The 19,035-nt window shown below is 70.2% G+C and carries 18 protein-coding genes and 1 other RNA gene; 7 read left to right on the forward strand and 12 right to left on the reverse strand.

The genetic code is table 11. The features are described from left to right. Nucleotides 1-285 precede the first annotated feature (285 nt). From ybgC to V5F61_RS17110, 6 genes are all read right to left on the reverse strand, one after another. The gene (gene ybgC / locus V5F61_RS17085; protein ID WP_393988979.1) at nucleotides 286-801 is read right to left on the reverse strand and encodes a tol-pal system-associated acyl-CoA thioesterase; all 516 of its coding nucleotides are present in this window, start codon (nucleotides 799-801) and stop codon (nucleotides 286-288) included. Nucleotides 802-857: 56 nt separating this feature from the next. Beyond that, entirely contained in the window at nucleotides 858-1,898 is a 1,041-nt protein-coding gene (gene ruvB / locus V5F61_RS17090) for a Holliday junction branch migration DNA helicase RuvB (protein ID WP_393988978.1), read from the reverse strand. 186 nt (nucleotides 1,899-2,084) lie between these two features. After that, nucleotides 2,085-2,702: a Holliday junction branch migration protein RuvA gene (gene ruvA / locus V5F61_RS17095; RefSeq protein WP_393988977.1), complete on the reverse strand. Its 618-nt coding sequence runs from the start codon at nucleotides 2,700-2,702 to the stop codon at nucleotides 2,085-2,087. A 96-nt stretch (nucleotides 2,703-2,798) separates the two neighbouring features. Next, nucleotides 2,799-3,230: an anthrone oxygenase family protein gene (locus V5F61_RS17100; RefSeq protein WP_393988976.1), complete on the reverse strand. Its 432-nt coding sequence runs from the start codon at nucleotides 3,228-3,230 to the stop codon at nucleotides 2,799-2,801. A 33-nt stretch (nucleotides 3,231-3,263) separates the two neighbouring features. Then, the gene (ruvC, locus tag V5F61_RS17105) at nucleotides 3,264-3,791 is read right to left on the reverse strand and encodes a crossover junction endodeoxyribonuclease RuvC (RefSeq protein ID WP_393989096.1); all 528 of its coding nucleotides are present in this window, start codon (nucleotides 3,789-3,791) and stop codon (nucleotides 3,264-3,266) included. A 91-nt stretch (nucleotides 3,792-3,882) separates the two neighbouring features. Then, nucleotides 3,883-6,534 (reverse strand): hypothetical protein, encoded by a 2,652-nt coding sequence (locus V5F61_RS17110; protein ID WP_394104060.1) that lies wholly within the window; start codon nucleotides 6,532-6,534, stop codon nucleotides 3,883-3,885. Between the two features lie 623 nt (nucleotides 6,535-7,157). Here V5F61_RS17110 and V5F61_RS17115 point away from each other — a divergent pair. After that, complete coding sequence (locus V5F61_RS17115) at nucleotides 7,158-7,616, forward strand: MerR family transcriptional regulator (RefSeq protein WP_393988974.1); 459 nt, start codon at nucleotides 7,158-7,160, stop codon at nucleotides 7,614-7,616. Between the two features lie 129 nt (nucleotides 7,617-7,745). On the opposite strand, the gene V5F61_RS17120 is transcribed toward V5F61_RS17115, so the two are convergent. The 6 genes from V5F61_RS17120 to V5F61_RS17145 form a co-directional block, all read right to left on the reverse strand. Beyond that, nucleotides 7,746-8,495, reverse strand: a complete 750-nt coding sequence (locus V5F61_RS17120) for a YebC/PmpR family DNA-binding transcriptional regulator (protein WP_393988973.1) — start codon at nucleotides 8,493-8,495, stop codon at nucleotides 7,746-7,748. Nucleotides 8,496-8,649: 154 nt separating this feature from the next. After that, nucleotides 8,650-9,474 (reverse strand): TIGR00282 family metallophosphoesterase, encoded by an 825-nt coding sequence (locus V5F61_RS17125; protein WP_393988972.1) that lies wholly within the window; start codon nucleotides 9,472-9,474, stop codon nucleotides 8,650-8,652. Between the two features lie 3 nt (nucleotides 9,475-9,477). Next, nucleotides 9,478-10,107, reverse strand: coding sequence for a 5-formyltetrahydrofolate cyclo-ligase (locus V5F61_RS17130; protein WP_393988971.1), 630 nt, complete (start codon nucleotides 10,105-10,107; stop codon nucleotides 9,478-9,480). A gap of 15 nt (nucleotides 10,108-10,122) precedes the next feature. Continuing rightward, nucleotides 10,123-10,276: non-coding RNA, 6S RNA (gene ssrS / locus V5F61_RS17135), on the reverse strand. Between the two features lie 70 nt (nucleotides 10,277-10,346). Beyond that, complete coding sequence (locus tag V5F61_RS17140) at nucleotides 10,347-10,730, reverse strand: cell division protein ZapA (RefSeq protein WP_393988970.1); 384 nt, start codon at nucleotides 10,728-10,730, stop codon at nucleotides 10,347-10,349. A 6-nt stretch (nucleotides 10,731-10,736) separates the two neighbouring features. Beyond that, nucleotides 10,737-11,042, reverse strand: coding sequence for a DUF4164 domain-containing protein (locus tag V5F61_RS17145; protein WP_393988969.1), 306 nt, complete (start codon nucleotides 11,040-11,042; stop codon nucleotides 10,737-10,739). Nucleotides 11,043-11,471: 429 nt separating this feature from the next. Here V5F61_RS17145 and tkt point away from each other — a divergent pair, with 429 nt between their 5' ends. The 6 genes from tkt (at nucleotide 11,472) to V5F61_RS17175 (ending at nucleotide 19,029) form a co-directional block, all read left to right on the forward strand. After that, entirely contained in the window at nucleotides 11,472-13,463 is a 1,992-nt protein-coding gene (gene tkt / locus V5F61_RS17150) for a transketolase (protein WP_393988968.1), read from the forward strand. 103 nt (nucleotides 13,464-13,566) lie between these two features. Beyond that, nucleotides 13,567-14,577, forward strand: coding sequence for a type I glyceraldehyde-3-phosphate dehydrogenase (gene gap / locus V5F61_RS17155; RefSeq protein ID WP_393988967.1), 1,011 nt, complete (start codon nucleotides 13,567-13,569; stop codon nucleotides 14,575-14,577). Nucleotides 14,578-14,599: 22 nt separating this feature from the next. After that, entirely contained in the window at nucleotides 14,600-15,802 is a 1,203-nt protein-coding gene (locus V5F61_RS17160) for a phosphoglycerate kinase (protein ID WP_393988966.1), read from the forward strand. A 123-nt stretch (nucleotides 15,803-15,925) separates the two neighbouring features. Continuing rightward, nucleotides 15,926-16,951 carry a class I fructose-bisphosphate aldolase gene (locus tag V5F61_RS17165; RefSeq protein WP_393988965.1) on the forward strand — a complete coding sequence of 342 codons (1,026 nt, stop codon included), beginning with the start codon at nucleotides 15,926-15,928 and terminating at the stop codon, nucleotides 16,949-16,951. A gap of 126 nt (nucleotides 16,952-17,077) precedes the next feature. Beyond that, entirely contained in the window at nucleotides 17,078-17,713 is a 636-nt protein-coding gene (locus tag V5F61_RS17170; RefSeq protein WP_393988964.1) for a thiamine phosphate synthase, read from the forward strand. After that, nucleotides 17,710-19,029, forward strand: coding sequence for a tetratricopeptide repeat protein (locus V5F61_RS17175; protein ID WP_393988963.1), 1,320 nt, complete (start codon nucleotides 17,710-17,712; stop codon nucleotides 19,027-19,029). The genes V5F61_RS17170 and V5F61_RS17175 overlap by 4 nt, the downstream gene beginning before the upstream one ends. The last annotated feature ends 6 nt before the right edge of the window (nucleotides 19,030-19,035 follow it).

The raw sequence follows: 19,035 nt of genomic DNA on the forward strand, positions 1-19,035 counted from the left end.
AAATACCCACTACCAAGAAAACAGCCTCAGTTATCACAACTTTTGATTACAGTCAATCGCAAACAGAGACACCATCCAGCGGCGCGAAATGCCAAAGGGATCCCTCCAAACGCGCGCCCCTGCAAGGAAATGGTCGCTCACAGACGAGAGCCGACCCCACGCCATACCGCAGGATTCGCGAAAGAAAGAACAACTATAGGTTGTGTTCCCGCAAGTCCGCACAAATCAAAATCTGGTCCGACACGATATCTCACCGGAAACCCGTACGAGAACGCCCCCTCCACCTCACCCCGCCGCATCCACGGCGCGCGCGTCGGCGAGGGTCGACTGGCGCAGGGCGTCGGGGATGCGCTTGGCGCGGCCCTGGGAGACGAAGGCCACCCGCACCGTCGCAGAGATCAGCAATTCGTCGCCCCGCTTCACCTGCTGCGACAGGGTGATGGATGCGCCGGCCACGTCCTTCGAGAGAGTCACCACCTGCAGCACGTCGTCGATCTTGGCCGGCTTCAGGAAGTCGATCTGCATGGCGCGCACGACGAAATGGAAGCCGGGAGCCTCCGCCGCCGCCTGGGCGAACAGCTCGCCCTGCACCACGCCCAGCAGGCGCATGTAGTCGGAGCGGCCGCGCTCCATGAACTTCAGATAGTTGGCGTGATAGACGATGCCGGAGAAGTCGGTATCTTCATAGTAGACGCGCAATGTCAGCACATGGCCGCCCGGAATGAGCCGTCCTGCCAGATGCGGATGGGACTCAAGCTCGCCCGGCGCCACCGTGCGCTCGCCCGAAACGTCCGTCTTCATGCGCTCGTCCCGTCTTCCCGCGGCAGCCGAGCCGGCCGCCCCCACCGGCGGCACACCTAGCCCTCCTCGTCAAACAAAGGCAAGCCCGCCGGATTGTCGAGATCGCGCCGGGGCTCAGGCAGGCCAAGGTGACGGAAGGCGATGGCGGTCAGCATCCGTCCGCGCGGCGTGCGCTGGATGAAGCCCTGCTGCACGAGATAGGGCTCCACGATCTCCTCGATGGCGTCGCGCGGCTCGGAGAGGGCGGCGGCCAGCGTGTCCACCCCCACCGGGCCGCCGTTGTAATATTCGGCGATGACGGTGAGATAGCGCCGGTCCATGGCGTCGAGCCCCGCGCCGTCCACCTCCAGCGCCGAGAGCGCGCGGTCGGCGATCTTCCGGTCGATGGCATCCGCCTCCGCCACCAAAGCGAAGTCACGCACCCGGCGCAGCAGCCGGCCGGCGATGCGTGGCGTGCCGCGGGCGCGGCGGGCGATCTCGGTGGCGCCGTCGGGCGCAATGGCGATGCCCAGCACCTTGCCGCCGCGCACCACGATCTTCTCCAGCTCCTCCACCGTGTAGAACTGGAGCCGGATGGGGATGCCGAAGCGATCGCGCAGCGGCGTGGTGAGCAGGCCGGAGCGGGTGGTGGCGCCCACCAGCGTGAACTTGGGCAGCGAGATCTTCACCGAGCGCGCGGCCGGCCCCTCGCCGATGACGAGGTCCAGCTCGTAATCCTCCATGGCGGGATAGAGGATCTCCTCCACCGCCGGGGCAAGGCGGTGGATCTCGTCGATGAAGAGCACGTCGCGCTCTTCCAGGTTGGTGAGGATGGCCGCGAGATCCCCCGCCTTGGCGATGACCGGGCCGGAGGTGGAACGGAAGCCCACCCCCATCTCCCGCGCCATGATCTGGGCGAGCGTGGTCTTGCCGAGGCCGGGCGGGCCCACGAACAGCACGTGGTCCAGCGCTTCCCCCCGCGCGCGGGCGGCCTTGATGAAGATGTCGAGGTTGGCGCGCGCCTGGGCCTGCCCCACGAACTCGCCCAGCATCTGGGGCCGCAGGTGGAGCTCGGCGTCGTCTTCGCGCTTTTCGCCCGATATGAGGCGGGTGTTCATGTGGAATGCCTGTCGCACCGGGGGCGGCGGGCCACCCGTTGAGTCGCGCTTGAGGGCCCAAGGTAGACACGAAGCGCGGGAAGCGCCAATCCAGCCCGCCGCCCGTCCAGCGCATGGCCCCGTTTCCCGGAAGCGAGGAAGTTCTCCGGATCTTTGAATTACCGCGCCTTCTTCACGCAAAGGCGCTTATTTCGCCAACTCCTTCAGACCGAGGCGGATCAGCTTCTCGGTGGTGGCATCCTCGCCTGCCGCGCGCATGGCCGCGGCGATGGCAACATTGGCCTGCGGCAGGGCATAGCCGAGGTTCACGAGCGCCGAGAGGGCATCGGCCACCGCCCCGCCCTCGCCCACGATGGCGGCATCGCCCGCCACGGCGGGCAGGCCCATGTCCACCGCGAAGCCGCCGGGCACCTTGTCCTTCAGCTCGGTGACGATGCGGGTGGCTACCCGCGGCCCCACGCCCTGGGCGCGGGCGATCATGGTCTTGTCGGCCAGCGTCACCGCCTGGGCCAGCTCCGTCGGGCGCAGGGTGGAGAGCACCGCGAGCGCGATCTTGGTGCCGATGCCCTGCACGCTCAGCAGCAGGCGGAACCACTCGCGCTCGCCCTCGGTGGCGAAGCCGTAGAGCCGGATCATGTCCTCCCGCACGTGGGTCTCGATGACGAGGCTCACCGCCTCGCCCATGCGCGGCAGGTCGCGCAGCGTGCGCGCCGAGCAGTGCACGAGGTAGCCCACCCCATGCACATCGAGAATGAGATGGTCCTCGGCGATGGTGTCCACCACGCCCTTGAGCTTGCCGATCATAGAGGCTCCTTGGCCTGGGCGGCTGGCGCGCGTGGCGGGCACGGGCGGCGCGCCGGCGCGGCCGGGCGCGGATGCATCGTCATGGCGGCCATCGCATCAGGCCACGGCGGCGCACAGGAAGACGAAGCTCGCGACCGCGCCGAGGCCGGTGCGCACCATATGGAGCTGGCCCCAGTTCGCCATCAGGCGGTGCGTCTCCTCGTCCGCCGCCTGCGCGCGGGCGGCGCGCAGACGCGCGCTGGTGGGCGTGATGCCGATATGGGTGAAGGGCCAGGTCGCCAGCATCAGCACCCCGCCCGCGAGCCATTGCCAGTTGCCAGCCTGCCAGAAGGCGGCAAGCCCCAGAGCGAAGCCGGCGAATGAAAGCCCGGCGCGCATGGCGCCGCCGCCCCGCTCCGCCGCCCGCCATTCATCGAGCGCGGCGGGCGCCGGCAGGCCGAGCCGCGCCGGCTGCTCGGCAATGCATATATAAAGTGCGGCGCCGGTGAACAGGGCCGCCACCAGAAGCGCCAGATGCCCCAGGATCATCACCGCTCCCCCGCCGTCGCCGCCCTGCCCAGCCTAGAGCGCATCGCGCACGCGGGCCGCGGTGCCGCGATGATGGGCGTGGGTGACGGCCACCGCAAGGGCGTCGGCGGCATCCTCGCTCTTGGGCGCCGCCTGCGGCAGCAGGATGGAAATCATCATGCGGATCTGCGCCTTCTCGGCACGTCCGGCGCCCACCACGCTCTTCTTCACCAGGGTGGGCGCATATTCCGCCACGCTCAGCCCCTTCAGGGCCGGCGCCAGCAGCACCACGCCGCGCGCCTGCCCCAGCCGCAGCGTGGAGGAGGGGTTCATGTTCACGAAGGTCTCCTCCACCGCCGCCTCGTCCGGCTCGTAGCGGTCGAGCACCGCCATCAGGCCGTGGTGCAGCTCCGCGAGGCGGGCGCCCATGGGCGCGTCTTCCGGCGGCAGGATGGCGCCGCAGTCCACGTAGCGCAGGCGCGGGCCGTCCGCCTCGATCACCCCCCAGCCGGTGTGGCGCAGGCCAGGATCGAGGCCGAGGATGCGCACGGCGCGGCGGGAACGAATCGGGGTTACGGTCATGGCCATCAGGGTGCCCCGCCGCAGGCGCCGGGAAAAGCCCCGGCGCGGGAATGGGAGGTCCGCGCGCCGCGGCGCCGGGGGCAAAGGCCCCTCAGCGCTTGCTCGCCATCAGGTTGCCGGAGAACAGCACGTTGCCGCCGGCAAGGTTGTTGGCGGCGATATGCTCGCCGGCCTCGCTCGCGTTCCATTCCGGCGGCACGTTGACGACGTTCGCGACCTGGTCGAGGGGCTTGGGCACGAAGGCGTCGGCCGCCTTGCGGGCGCTGGCCAGCACCTGCTGGTCCGCCTCGCGGGCGAGGGCATCGCGCTTCTCGGCGCTGTCCTGATCGCCCTGGCGGGCGGCGATGTTGAACCAGGTGAGCGCCTCGGTGAGGTCGCTGGTGCCGGCGAAGCCCCGCGCGAAGATGATGCCCAGGTTGTGCTGGCTGTCCTTCAGGCCAAGGTTCGCGGCCTTGCGGAACCACTTGAGCGCCTCGCTCCAGTCCGGCGGGCCGTCGATGCCCTGGCTGTAGAGCACCGCGAGGTTGTGCATCGCCCGCACGTTGCCCTGCTCCGCCGCCCACTTATAGTAGCGGTAGGCCTCGTCCATGTTGTGCAGCGTGTTCTCATAGAGGCTGCCCATGCGGTAACCAGCCGGCGCGAAGCCGCGAGAGACTGCATAGCCCAGCCACTTGATGCCGGCGTCGATATCGGGCGTGATGCCCACGCCGTCGGCCAGGCGCACGCCCACCTCGTAGGCGGCCGCGAGATTACCCTCGAGCGCGGCGGTGCGCAGGGCCTGCGGCCCGGTAGGCGTCGGCAGGCCGGCGGTGGAGCGCGGCGCTTCCCCGGTCACCACCGGCTTCAGCGCGGGGGCGCCACCCGCCTGCAGCCGGGCGACAACCTGCATCGCCTGGGAGGCGATGGCCTCGCGATGGCTCCAGGCGGCGGCGACCGACGCCGTGGCCAGGACCGCAACCGCGGCGGCGGCGATCACCGCCGGTGAAAGACGCGCCGCGAGCGGGCGGCGCGCGGGTGCCCCGCGACGATCCGCGCGGGGCCGCGCATCCTTGCCGCGGGCCTCGCCCTGGACATCGGCCGGGGCGCCACGCCCGCGGGTGATTTTCTTCGCGCGGCGGGTGGCGGAGGGCTCAGCCCACAGGTCGGAGGCGGCCGTGGCGAAGAAAGGCTCCGCCTCCCGCATGCGGCGAGGTTCGAAATGGGGCGGCTCGGCATGGAAGGGATCCGCCCGCGGCGGCTCCGCCGTGGCCGGCTCGTCATATGCCGGAGCTCGGAAAGCCATCGGGTCCAGAGCCGACGGGTCGCGGGCAGCCGGCTCGCGGTGGAACGGCTCCTGGTGGAACGGCTCGTGCGAAGGCGGCTCCTGGTGAAGCGGCTCGTGCAGCGGGGCCGCATGGGCGGCGGGCTCCGGCGCCTCGCCGTACCAAGACGCCCCGGCGGCGGGCTCCTCAACCTCCAGCGGCCAGGCGGCCTGCGGCTCATGATCCTCCCGGCCATCGGCGCCAAAGGCCACATCCGGCTCGTGGATCTCGCCCACGACGCCCTCTTCCGGCGGATGGGGCACCCAGAGGTCCTCCCCCGCGCGGCCGAGCACCACGGTGCGGTCGTCGAGCGCGGCCGCGAGATTCTCGCCCAGCAGTTCGGACGCCCGGCGCTCCACCTCGTCCTGGCGCGCCTCCAGCGCGGCGAGGCCGCGCTTGAGGCCCACCACCGCCGGGCCCTGCGCATCGGCGGAAACCTTGCGGCTCACCGCCTCCACCGCAGCGTCCACCGCCTCCTGGCTGACGCCGCCGGAAGCATCGTGCACCCGGCGCATCTCCTCCATCACCTGGGAGAGGCTCTTCTCGATTCCATCGAGCCGCTCCAGGTGCGCATGGGCGTCCTGGAAACGATCGGTCAGCGCCATCAGGTGGCGCTCCACCACCTCCGCCAGCGGACCCGCGCCGGCCTCCCCGCCGCGCGCACCTTCCAGCCGGGCGGCAAGCTCGGCGATGTGGCCGCTCAGTTCCGCGCCAACCGCCGGCCCCAGGGACGAAAGGTATTCACCAACCTTATCGAGGCGATCATGGATGCCGTGCATACCGGCTTCCATGTCCCGCCGCAGGCCGTTCGCGGTCGTCGACTGCTCCTCGCGCACGCTCGCCTCGTAGGCGCTGACGCGGGTAATGAGTTCCTCCGCATTGCGCGCGAAGGCGGAGGTGGCCTCGGCGACCCGGCGGGCGGTCTCGGCGCTGGTGCGGGAGACCTCCTCCGCGCAGGCGGCCAGGCGCTCGGCGATGGGTTGCAGGCCCGCTCCGGAAACCGCCCGCATCACCAGTGATTTCAGCTCCGAGGACTGTGCCTGCAGGCGCGCCACCTCCACCGGATCGACGGCGCGGGCGGCCAGAAGATCGACCTTGCGCGAGAGCACCTCGACACCGGCATGAAGCGCCTGGAAACGCTCCGGCGCCCGCACCGCGTCAAGAGCGGTCCGCAGTTCCAGCAGCTCTTCCGCCAGATAGGCCATCTCCTCGCGGCCAGCGTCCACGCCGGTGCCGCGCATGTCCTCCACCCGGTGGTGCAGCAGCGTGATGGCCCGGTCCATCTCGACCATCGCGCGGCGGGGTGCCGCCTGTTCCAGGCGCGCCTTCAGTTCCGCGATCTCGGATCGCAGGGCCTCCACCTCGGCGGGATGCGCTCCACCTTCGAAGCCGCTGCCGTAGCGGCCGTCGCCCATGGGGTCCCAGGCGGGAGCTCCCGCCATCCGGTCCCAGCCGCGGCCGCCGCTCAAGCCGCGCAGAGGCGCGGCCGCGGCAGCGGTCGATGCCGTGCGCTGAGTACGCTCCATCCGCTCCATGCCCGCCTCCATGCGGCCGAAGGAGCACCTGGATGGGGTGCCGACTGACCATGACCGCAATGCGTGATTCGCTCAATCCAGCATCCGGCAGGCATGGTAAATGAGCGGTTAAGCGGCGGTTTCCCTTTTATTTTCAGCCTCAGGTAACAGTTACTTTCCCCTACGGTAGCTCGTTGACTCTCCCGGAGCACCCAGGGGTTCGGCTACAAAATTTCATGTGACGAAGCGGAAGTTGCCGCTGCGTTCCGGCCACGGCCGCGGCGGCGAGAGCTTCCGCATGCACGCGGCCAGGATCCGCGGACGGCGACCATGCAGGGTCGGCTGCTCCCACCGCCCGTCACCATGTCGCTGCTCGAAGCGGCGCCCTGCTCGCAGGCAGGCGCCATCTCCGCCTGGAATGGTGGCTCACCACCTCCGCGCGGCGTGAGCGGAAACCTGCGGCATCCGGCTGGAAAGCGCGCCGGAGCCGCACGAGGGCCAACAATTCCACGGCCGTGCCGCCACGCGCCGTGCCACGGGAGTGACCATTCATGGATGCAACGACCTACGACCTCGGCCACACCTCCAGCCACACCCCTGCGACCGGGTCCATCGTGCCGCCGGCCGCCCCGGCCGAGGAACTCTTCACCATCGGTGATCTCGCCCGCGAGTTCGGCACCACCCTGCGCGCCCTGCGCTTCTATGAGGACAAGGGCCTCCTGGCGCCGCGCCGCGACGGCATGACCCGCCTCTATTCGGCGACCGACCGCGAGCGCCTCACCGTGATCCTGAAGGGCAAGCAGCTCGGCTTCACCCTGGCCGAAATCCGCGCCCTGGTGGCGGCCAAGACCGGCATTCCCGGCACCCCTGCCTCCGAAGGCGCGGCCGGCGGCCTCGCCCTCACCCGCGAGCGCTGCCTGCGGCAGCTCACCCAACTCGAGCGCCAGCGGTCCGATATCGACGCGGCCATCCACGAGCTGAAGAACATCGCCGACAGCCTCGCCGCCTGAACCGATCCGCCCGGGCGCGCTCCGCCGCGACAAGGCGATAGCGCCACGCGCCATCCCGATGTCGCCGGATTGCTTCAAGCCCGGCGTCCACCGTCGCCGGCCCGTGAAGACGGGCCGGCGGGCGGCGCCTCACTCGGCGCTGAGCTTGGCCAGCATCGCCTCGGACAGCTCGAAATTGGCCGTCACGGTCTGCACGTCGTCGTTATCCTCAAGGTTTTCCACGAGGCGCAGCAGCTTCTCCGCCGTCTCGTCGTCCACCGCCACCGTGTTCTGGGGGCGCCACACGAGGCCCGCCTTGCGCGGCTCGCCGAACTTGGCTTCCAGCGCCTTCTGCACTTCCGCGAGGCTCTCCGCCGCGCACACCACCTCGTGGCCATCCTCGTCCGATGTGACGTCATCGGCGCCGGCGTCAATGGCCGCGTCCATCATGGCGTCGGCATCGGCCTTCTTGGCCTCGAACGCGATCACGCCCACGCGGTCGAACATGAACGACACCGAGCCGGTCTCGCCGAGGTTGCCGCCCGACTTGGTGAAGAAGGAACGCACTTCCGAGGCGGTGCGGTTGCGGTTGTCGGTCAGCGCCTCCACGATCACCGCCACGCCGCCGGGGCCGTAGCCCTCGTAGCGGATCTCCTCGTAATTCTCAGTGTCGGCTCCAGCCGCCTTCTTGATGGCGCGCTCGATATTGTCCTTCGGCATGTTCTCGGCGCGGGCGGCGAGAATGGCGGCGCGCAGGCGCGCGTTCATGTTCGGGTCGGGCAGGCCCATCTTGGCCGAGACCGTGATCTCGCGCGCGAGCTTGGAGAACAGCTTGGAGCGCACCGCATCCTGGCGGCCCTTGCGGTGCATGATGTTCTTGAATTGCGAATGCCCGGCCATGGCCGTCACCATCCCCTGATAGAACGATCCCGCGCGCCGCCGGAAGCGGCGCCGCTCGGACCGAGTGCGTTGACTGGAGCCGGCCTTATAGGCGGGAGCCGGGGAGGTGGGCAAGGTGGCGGGCGCGCGCCGCGCGGCAGCGCGCGAAGGCGGCTCAGCTTTCCCAAAAGGCGGGACGCGCCTCGCCCAGGCTGCCGCCGAGGCGCACCGGCGCGACCTTGAGGGCAAGGCCGGTGCGGTCGTCGGTCTCCACCGCCACGCCGCACAGGCTCGCCGGCCCGCCCGCGGGCTCGAAGCGCCCCGACGCCAGCTTGCGGGTGAAGCGCCGCAGCGGCTCCTCCTTGTCCATGCCGATGACGCCGTCGTAGCAGCCGCACATGCCGGCATCGGTGAGGAAGGCGGTACCACCGGCGAGGATGCGATGATCTGCCGTCGGCACATGGGTGTGGGTGCCCACCACCAGGGAGGCACGCCCGTCGCAATAATGGCCGATGGCCTGCTTCTCGCTGGACGCCTCCGCATGCACGTCGATCACCACCGCGTCCGCCACCTCGCCCAGCACCGCGCCTTCGAGCGCGCGGTCGAGTCCGGCGAAAGGATCGTCCAGCGGATCCATGAAGATGCGGCCCATGACGTTGAGCACCAGCACCCGCGCGCCGTTCCTGGCCTCCACCATGGCGGCGCCGCGACCCGGCGTGCCCGCCGGATAGTTGAGCGGGCGCACCAGGGCCGGCGCGCGCTCGATGAAGACGAGCGCCTCGCGCTGGTCGAACGAATGATTGCCGAGCGTGATGGCATCGGCGCCGGCGGCGAGGAGATCGTCGTAGATGGCCTCGGTGATGCCGAAGCCGCCAGCGGCGTTCTCCGCATTCACCACCACGAGGTCCAGCTTCCAGGAGGAAACGAGGCCGGGCAGCCGCGACAGCACGATCTCCCGTCCGGGCCGCCCCATCACATCGCCGAGAAAGAGAATGCGCATGCCTCAAGACCCCGTGTCAGCCGCGGCGGAAAACGTCTCGCTTTCCGTTACCATCACATCCACGGCTTCGTCATGGGGCTCGGCGGGCACCGTGTCCACCTGCTGGCAGGCGAAGGCAAAGCCCACCGCCTTCACCGGCCCGCGCCGCCGGAGGCCGGCGAGGGTGCGGTCATAGAAGCCGCCCCCGTAGCCGATGCGCAAGCCGCGCCGGTCGAAGGCCGCGAGTGGGACCAGGAGCGTGTCCGGCGCCACCTCCGGACACTCGGGCCCCGGTGTCGGAATGCGGAAGGCGCCGGCCGGCGCCAGTTCCGCCCCCTCGTGCCAGGCGCGGAACAGCAGCGGCAGGCCCCGCCCCACGATCACCGGCAGCGCCAGCAGCGCCCCGCGTGCCCAGAGCGCGCGGGCGAGCGGCAGGGTGTCGATTTCGTCGCGGAAAGAGGCAAACAGGGCGATGCGGTGCCCCCGCGGGGCATGGAAGGCGGGAATGGAAGCCACGGCGCGGGCCGCCGCGGCTTCCGCCGCGCGGGCACGGGCGAGTGCGCCCATTTCCGCCCGTCGCGCCAGGGCGGCGGCGCGCAGGCGCGCCTTTTCGGCGCTGGAATCTTGCGGAGAAAGCTCTTGCGGAGGAAGCATTGCCTGCATGGAGCGCGCGGAGCCACAAAACCGTCGGAGGTCGATCCCGGGAAACCTACAACGTAGGTGGGCGCCGTGTGTCCAAGTCCTGGGACGAGGTCAGGGACAGCTCCCTTAAGGATCGATAAGGCCCCGGGGATATGTCTCCTAACGTGCCCCGCAGCCCCGCTCACCCAATGTAGGGAGGTTCCTTCGCCGGCGCCAGTCCTGCCCGAGGATTATCAAAAGGCAAGCAGCGCTCAGCCCATGCTGATGGTGCCCCGCTCGCGCGGGGTCAGCTCGGCCACCAGGCGCTCGATACGCTCGGCCACTTCCTCGATGGTGCGCGCGACCTCGTCCTCGCTGGCCTGGATGCGTTCCAAGGCGGAGGCGCGAGCATCGCGCTGGCCCTCGATGTCGCTTTCAAGGGCGCGGATCCGGCCCCGCGCCTCGGCCAGCTCATCGGCGATGGTGATGGCGGCCATCACCACCAGCCGCTGGTCGCCGATCTCCCCGAAGGCGGTGCGCAGCTGGGAGATGCGGCTGTCGATGTCGTGCGCAAGGCGCACCAGATGCTCTTCCTGCCCTTCGTCGCAGGCCATCCGATACTGGCGACCGGCGATGGTGACGGACACATGGGGCATGGACGCTCAGCCGCCGTGGGTCGCGAGCACGTCGCGGATGGTGGCCATGGCCACGTCGAGCCGGCGCATCACTTCCTGCGCGACCTCGCCCACCTCTCCGGCCTCCGCCTGGGCGCGGTCGAGATCGGCGGCGAGCCGCGCCCGGTCGTTGCCGAGGGCATGAAGCTGGGCCTGAAGCGCCGCCTGATGGCGATCGGCATCGCGCCGGCGGTCCAGCGCGTCCGTCAGCGAATCGAGGGCGGCATGCAGCCGCTGGGTCGCCGCCGCGATGGGCGCGTCCTCGAGCGGGGGGCGTTGCTTCAGCGCGTACATGCGTGAAAGTGTAGCTGAGTCGAGGCCCTGCGCGCCACCACCCCCGAAGTTGTCAACCAGATTGCACGGACGATTTTTCTCCGCAGCCTTACCAAGAGGTTCACGCCGCTCCAGGCCCGTCCGCGGACGGCTGGCCGCCGCGCGGCGGCCGAGCCCATTTGCAGAATGATACCACCCATGCGCCGACTTTCCTTTCGCGCACGGCGCGCGCCATGCCGCTCCGGCAATCGCCGCGACGATCAAGCGCGGGCGGCTTCGGCGAGAAGCTGCTTGACGGCAGGGGATTATGTGCGTTTGACACCCCCGCGCGCGCTGCTATCTAGACAGCCGCCATGGCAGGCGCCGGACGAACGGGCACCCATCCGCTCCTGAAGCCGGGCGCGGCCCACCGGAGGGCCGATCGCGCCTGCCGCAATTTTTGAGGGGCTCATGTCGAACCGCACCCGCCACGATCGTATGGCCAACGCCATCCGGTTCCTGTCCATCGACGCCGTGGAAGCCGCCAACAGCGGCCATCCGGGGCTGCCCATGGGCGCGGCGGACATCGCTACCGTATTGTTCGGCCGGGTGCTGAAGATCGACCCCTCCGCGCCCCGCTGGCCGGACCGCGACCGCTTCGTGCTCTCCGCCGGGCACGGCTCCATGCTGCTCTACTCGGCCCTGCACCTCACCGGCTACAAGCAGGTGACGATCGACGAGATCAAGCGCTTCCGGCAGCTCGGCTCGCTGACGCCGGGCCATCCGGAAAACTTCGTCACCGAGGGCATCGAGACCACCACCGGCCCGCTGGGCCAGGGCATCGCCACCGCCGTGGGCATGGCCATCGCCGAGAAGGCGCTCGCCGCGCGCTTCGGCGCCGATCTCGTGAATCATCGCACCTACGTGCTGTGCTCCGACGGCGACCTGATGGAGGGCATCAGCCAGGAAGCGGCGGACATCGCCGGCCACCTGAAGCTCGCCAAGCTCACCGTGCTGTGGGACGACAACCGCATCTCCATCGACGGGCCCACCTCGGTCTCCACCTCCACCAACCAGCTCGCGCGCTTCGCCGCCTCCGGCTGGGCCACGGCTGAGGTGGACGGGCACGACCCCGAGGCGATCTTCGCCGCCGTCGAGGCTGCCAAGGCTTCCGACCGTCCCACCTTCATTGCCTGCCGCACCACCATCGGCTTCGGCTCGCCCAAGAAGGCGGGCTCCGAGAAGGTGCACGGCTCTCCCCTGGGCAAGGACGAGGTGGCCGCCACCCGCGCCGCCCTGGGCTGGGAAGCAGGCCCGTTCGAGGTGCCCGGGGACGTCGCCGCCGACTGGCGCACCGCCGGCGCCCGCAGCGCGGCCGAGCGCGCGGCCTGGGAGCAGCGCCTCGCCGCCGCCCCCGCCGAGCTCCGTGCCGAATTCGAGCGCCGCACCGCCGGCACCCTGCCCGCGGGCTTCCTCGCCGCCGTGGTGGAGGCGAAGGCTAAGGCGGTCGCCGCCGGCGGCGCCGTCGCCACCCGCAAGTCTTCCGAGGCCGTGCTCGACGTGCTGGTGCCGGTGATGCCGGAGCTGCTGGGCGGCTCGGCCGACCTCACCGGTTCCAACAACACCAAGGCCAAGAGCGCCAAGTCCATCACCCCGGACGACTTCTCCGGCGCCTTCATGCACTGGGGCGTGCGCGAGCACGGCATGGCCGCGGCCATGAACGGCATCGCGCTGCACAAGGGTCTCGTGCCCTTCTCCGGCGGCTTCGTGGTGTTCTCGGACTACTGCCGCCCGGCCATCCGCCTCGCCGCGCTCATGGGCACGCGGGTGATCCACGTGCTGACCCACGATTCCATCGGCCTCGGCGAGGACGGCCCCACCCACCAGCCGGTGGAGCACCTCGCGGCCCTGCGGGCCATTCCGAACCTCACCGTGCTGCGCCCGGCCGATACGGTGGAGACGGCGGAAGCGTGGCAGATCGCCATCGAGAAGACGGACGGCCCCTCGGCCCTCATCCTGTCGCGCCAGAACCTGCCTCTGCTGCGCGCCGACGCGACGGAAGAGAACAAGAGCGCCGCCGGCGCCTACGAGATCCTTCCCGCGAGCGGGCCGGCCCGGGTGTCGCTGTTCGCCACCGGCTCCGAGGTCTCCCTCGCCGCGGAAGCCGCAAAGATTCTGGAGGCCCAGGGTGTGCCCACCCGCGTGGTCTCCGTGACCTCGTTCGAACTGTTCCTCGAAAAGTCCGCCGCAGAGCGGGCGAAGGTGATCGGGGACGCTCCGGCGAAGGTGGCGGTGGAAGCCGCCATCCGCATGGGGTGGGACGAAATCGTCGGTTCGGATGCCGCCTTCGTGGGAATGACCTCATTCGGCGCCAGCGCGCCAGCAAAGGATCTCTTCGCCCATTTCGGAATCACCGCGGAGAAGGTGGTCGAGGCCGCCCTCGGCAAGCTCCGGCAGGTTTGAGTTCCGCGCGCGGCGGGCGCGATTTCTCGCAGCGGCGCGGACCTTCCGCCGCCGCGCCCACAAGATCGAGCCGTGCTGGAAAGCCGGCTATGGAGGATGGAAAATGAGCGTCAAGGTGGCCATCAACGGTTTTGGTCGCATCGGCCGTAATGTGCTGCGCGCCATCATCGAATCGGGCCGCACCGATATCGAGGTGGTGGCGATCAACGATCTCGGCCCGGTCGAGACCAACGCCCACCTTCTGCGTTTCGACAGCGTGCACGGCCGCTTCCCGGCCACGGTGACGGTCGCCGGCGACACCATCGATGTCGGCCGCGGCCCCATCAAGGTGACCGCCGTGCGCAACCCGGCCGAGTTGCCCCACAAGGAGATGGGCGTCGACATCGCGCTGGAGTGCACGGGCATCTTCACCTCGAAGGAGAAGGCCTCCGCGCACCTCGCCGCCGGCGCCAGGCGCGTGCTGGTCTCCGCCCCCGCCGACGGCGCCGACCTGACGGTGGTGTACGGCGTGAACCACGACAAGCTCTCGGCCGAGCACCTCGTGGTCTCCAACGCCTCCTGCACCACCAACTGCCTCGCGCCGGTGGCCAAGGTCCTCAACGATGCCGTGGGCATCGAGAAGGGCTTCATGACCACCATCCACGCCTATACCGGCGACCAGCCCACGCTGGACACCATGCACAAGGACCTCTACCGCGCCCGCGCGGCGGCCATGTCCATGATCCCCACCTCCACCGGCGCCGCCAAGGCCGTGGGCCTCGTGCTGCCGGAGCTGAAGGGCAAGCTGGACGGCACCTCCATCCGCGTGCCGACCCCCAACGTCTCCGTGGTGGACCTGAAGTTCATCGCCAAGCGCGCGACCACCAAGGAAGAGATCAACGCGGCCATCCTCGCCGCGGCGGCGGAAGGCCCGCTGAAGGGCATCCTCGGCACCACCGACCAGCCCAACGTCTCCATCGACTTCAACCACGATCCGCACTCCTCCACCTTCCACCTGGACCAGACCAAGGTTCTGGAAGGCACGCTGGTGCGCGTGCTCTCGTGGTACGACAACGAGTGGGGCTTCTCGAACCGCATGAGCGACACCGCCGTCGCCATGGGCAAGCTCGGCTGATCGGGAAAGGGAGGCGCCGACAATGATCGCCTACCGCACCCTCGACGACGCAGACCTCGCTGAAAAGCGGGTTCTGGTCCGGGTCGACCTCAACGTTCCCATGGAGAGCGGGCGCGTCACCGACGACACCCGCATCAAGGCCATCCTGCCGACCATCCGCGCCATCACGCAGAAGGGCGGCAAGGCCGTGCTCCTCTCCCACTTCGGCCGGCCCAAGGGCCGGGACGAGAGCCAGTCCCTCGCCCCGCTCGCCAAGGCGCTGGAGGCCCAGCTCGGCCACAGTGTCGCCTTCGCCAGCGACTGCGTGGGCGACGAGGCCGAGAGCGCCGTCGCCCGGCTTGCCGCCGGCGACGTGATCGTGCTGGAGAACACCCGCTTCCACGCGGGCGAGGAGAAGAACGCGCCCGAGTTCATCAAGGCGCTCGCTTCCCTTGGCGACGTCTATGTGAACGACGCCTTCTCCACCGCGCACCGGGCCCACGCCTCCACCGCGGGCCTCGCCAGCATGCTGCCGGCCTATGCCGGCCGCTGCATGCAGGGCGAGCTCGACGCGCTGACCAAGGCGCTGGAAGCCCCCGAGCGGCCGGTGCTGGCCGTGGTCGGCGGCGCCAAGGTGTCCTCCAAGCTCGAATTGCTCGGCAATCTCGTGCGCAAGGTGGATGTCCTGGTGATCGCCGGCGGCATGGCCAACACCTTCCTGGCCGCCATGGGCCACCAGGTGGGCAAGTCCCTGTGCGAGCACGACCTCGCCGACACCGCCCGCGCCATCATCGAGAAGGCGAAGGCGGCCGGCTGCGAGATCGTGCTGCCGGTGGACGTGGTGGTGACGCGGGAGTTCAAGGCCCATGCGGCACATCGCGTGAGCGACCTCGACCACGTGGCCGACGACGAGATGATCCTCGACGCCGGCCCGGCCACCGTCGCTCTCGTGAACGAGAAGCTGAAGGGCGTGAAGACCGTGGTGTGGAACGGCCCGTTCGGCGCGTTCGAGCTTCCCCCCTTCGATGCCGCCACCGTGGCGGTGGCGCGGGAGGTGGCGGCCCTCACCAAGGCCGGGCGCCTGCTCTCGGTGGCCGGCGGCGGCGATACCGTGGCCGCGCTCAACCACGCCAAGGCGGGAGAGGACTTCTCCTATGTCTCCACCGCCGGCGGCGCCTTCCTCGAATGGCTGGAGGGCAAGGCCCTTCCGGGCGTCGAGGCGCTGAAGCCCACCGCTTCCGCGTGACCATCCAGGGGCGGCCCGCAAGGCCGCCCCTCACCACTTGCGCACCCGCGTGAGTTGTGAAAACTCACCGACCCATCCGACGATCCCCGCTCCTCACAGACGGCCAAGGCAGGACGAACAGACATGACGGCTGAGCTCGACGCGAACGCTCAGAAGATGGTTGCCAACGGCAAGGGTATCCTGGCGGCCGACGAGAGCACCGCCACCATCAAGAAGCGCTTCGACGCCATCGGCGTGGAGTCCACGGAGGCCAACCGCCGCGATTACCGCGAGCTGCTGTTCCGCTCCACCGAGGCGATGCAGAACTACATCTCCGGCGTGATCCTCTACGACGAGACCCTGCGCCAGAAGGCCTCGGACGGCACCCCGCTGGTCGCCCTCATCGAGCAGGCCGGCGCGCTGCCGGGCATCAAGGTGGATGCCGGCGCCAAGCCCCTGCCCTTCTGCCCGGGCGAGACCATCACGGAAGGCCTCGACGGCCTCGCCGGCCGCCTGAAGGAATATCGCGAGCTCGGCGCCCGCTTCGCCAAGTGGCGCGCGGTGATCGACATCGCCGCCGGCATCCCCTCCCGCGGCGCGGTCGAGGCCAATGCCCAGGCGCTGGCGCGCTATGCCGCCCTGTGCCAGGAGGCCGGCATCGTTCCGATCGTCGAGCCCGAAGTGCTCATGGACGGCGACCACTCCATCGACCGCTGCTACGCGGTGACGGAGTTCGTGCTGAAAGAGACCTTCCAGCAGCTCTACCACCAGCGCGTCCGCCTGGAAGGCATGGTGCTGAAGCCCAACATGGTGGTGCCGGGTAAGAAGGCCGCCAAGCAGGCGTCCGTCGAGGAAGTCGCCGAGAAGACCGTGCGCCTGCTGAAGAACTGCGTGCCGGGCGCGGTGCCGGGCATCGCCTTCCTCTCCGGCGGCCAGTCCGACGAGCAGGCTACCGCCCACCTCGACGCCATGGTGAAGCTGGGCGGCCTGCCCTGGGCGCTCACCTATTCCTATGGCCGCGCGCTCCAGGCCGCCCCGCAGAAGGCGTGGTCCGGCAAGGTGGAGAATGTCGCCGCCGCCCAGGCTGCCTTCACCCACCGCGCCCGCATGAACTCGCTGGCCGCGCAGGGCCAGTGGGCGCCGGAGCTGGAAGGCAAGAAGGCCGCCTGATCCGGCGGTCCGGTCGCACAACCGAAACGGGGGCCGGCCATCGCCGGCCCTTTTTCGTACCCGCTGGGGCGGGCTCCCGCCACCCCTGCCGCCAATTTGCCCCTTTCTTGGTCGACCGATCCTGCCATGTCCAATTCCGCCGAAGCGCTTCGCGCCCGCCTGATGCTGATCCTCTCTTCCGACATCCCGCCGGAGGCGGCAGCGGCGCTGGTCGCCGCCGGCGACGTGGCCGCCGTCGTGGTTCGCCCCGGCGCAAAGGCGCCGGATACCGCCCGCCTGCAGGCGCTCGCCGCCCCGCTTCAGGAACAGGGCTGCGCGGTGCTGGTGGAGGATCTGCCGGACCTCGTGGCCGACGCCGGCCTCGACGGCATGCACGCGGGGGATGCGGCCATGCTCGCAGCCGGCCTCGGCCGCCTGAAGCCCGCCAGCATCGTCGGCGCCGGCGGCATCGAGGGACGCCATGCGGCCATGGAGGCGGGCGAAGGCGGGGCCGACTATGTGATGTTCGGCCCCATCGCCGGAAGCGGCGCGGATCTCGCCCACACCTGCGCCCTGGTGGAGTGGTGGAGCGAGCTGTTCGAGGTGCCGTGCGCGGCGGTCGCCTCCTCCGACACCGAGGTGATGGAGCTGGCACGGGCGGGGGCGGATTTCATCGCCCTCGGCACCGACCGCACCTGCGCGCCCGACGGGGTTGCCGCAGTGCGCGCGGCCCAGGCCACCATCGATTCGACCGGCGGCCCGGCGCCGGCTCCCGCACAATGACGCCCCGCTCCGTTCTTCTCGCCGGCCCCATCGCCGGGCGCGCCGCCCTGGCGCTCGCCCTCGCCGCGCTGGTCCTGCCGCCTGCAGGCCCGGCGGCGCACGCCGCGCCGCTGCAGCTCGCGGAAAACGCGCCCAAGGCCAACAACGGAAAGAACGGCCACGGCAAGAACGACCAGGGCAAGAACGACCAGGGCAAGAGCGATGCCGGCAAGGCCGCTGGGCCCAAGGCCGAGTGGCCGGTGTTCCAGGGGCCTGGCAAGCTCAGCGATCTGCCGGCTGCGCTCGGCCGCTTCCCGCAGCTCGATACGGCCGGCGGCAGCGGCGACATCGCCTTCGGCGCCTACCAGCGCGGCTTCTACATCACCGCCTTCCAGAACGCGCAGAAGCGGGCGCGCGAGCAGGAGGACCCGGTGGCTATGACGCTGCTGGCGGACCTCTACAGCCACGGCTTCGGCGTGCCGCACGACCCGAAGAAGGCGCTGGAATGGTATCGCAAGGCGGCGGCCGCCGGCTCCTCCGATGCGCAGTTCGCCCTCGGCCTGATGGCGCTGACCGGCGATGGCGTGCCCGTCGACGAGGAGGAGGCCGCCAGGCACTTCCGCACGGCGGCGGAGAAGGGCAACGGAGCGGCCGCCTACAATCTGGGCCTGCTCTACATGCAGGGCCGCAAGGTGCACCAGGACATGCCGAAGGCCGCCCACTGGTTCGAGGTGGCCGCAGAAAAGGACCTGGAGGATGCGCAATACGCCCTCGCGGTTCTGCTGAAGTCCGGAAACGGCGTGGACCGCGACCCGCCCGGCGCCGCCCAGCTCATGGGCCGGGCGGCGAAGCTCGGCCATGTGACCGCCCAGGTGGAATTCGCCATCATGCAGTTCAACGGCGTCGGCGTGCCGAAGGACGAGGCGGCGGCCGCCGCCCTGTTCCGCCGCGCCGCGCTCGCCGGCAACGCCATCGCCCAGAACCGTTACGCGCGCCTGCTCGCGGCGGGACGTGGTACTCCGGCCGATCCCGTGGCGGCGGCAACCTGGCACCTGATGGCCAAGAGCCGCGGCCTCGGCGACCCCATGCTGGACGAGTTGCTGGGTAAACTGAGCCCTGCCGACCGCCAGAAGGCCGAGACCCAGGCCCTGCGCTGGGGCGCCGACTTCACACCGGCGGACGGCACCCCTCTTCCGCCCGGAGCGAAGCCTCCCGGCGTGCCTGCCGCCGAAAAGCCAGCGCCGGCGGGCACGCCGGCGAAGCCCGCAGCCGCGAAATCCGCCCCGGCCGCGCCCACCGGCGCGTCGCCTGCGAAGCCCCAGGGCGCCAAACCCTGACGGGCG

The organism is Xanthobacter sediminis, assembly GCF_043195015.1.
GTDB lineage: Bacteria > Pseudomonadota > Alphaproteobacteria > Rhizobiales > Xanthobacteraceae > Xanthobacter.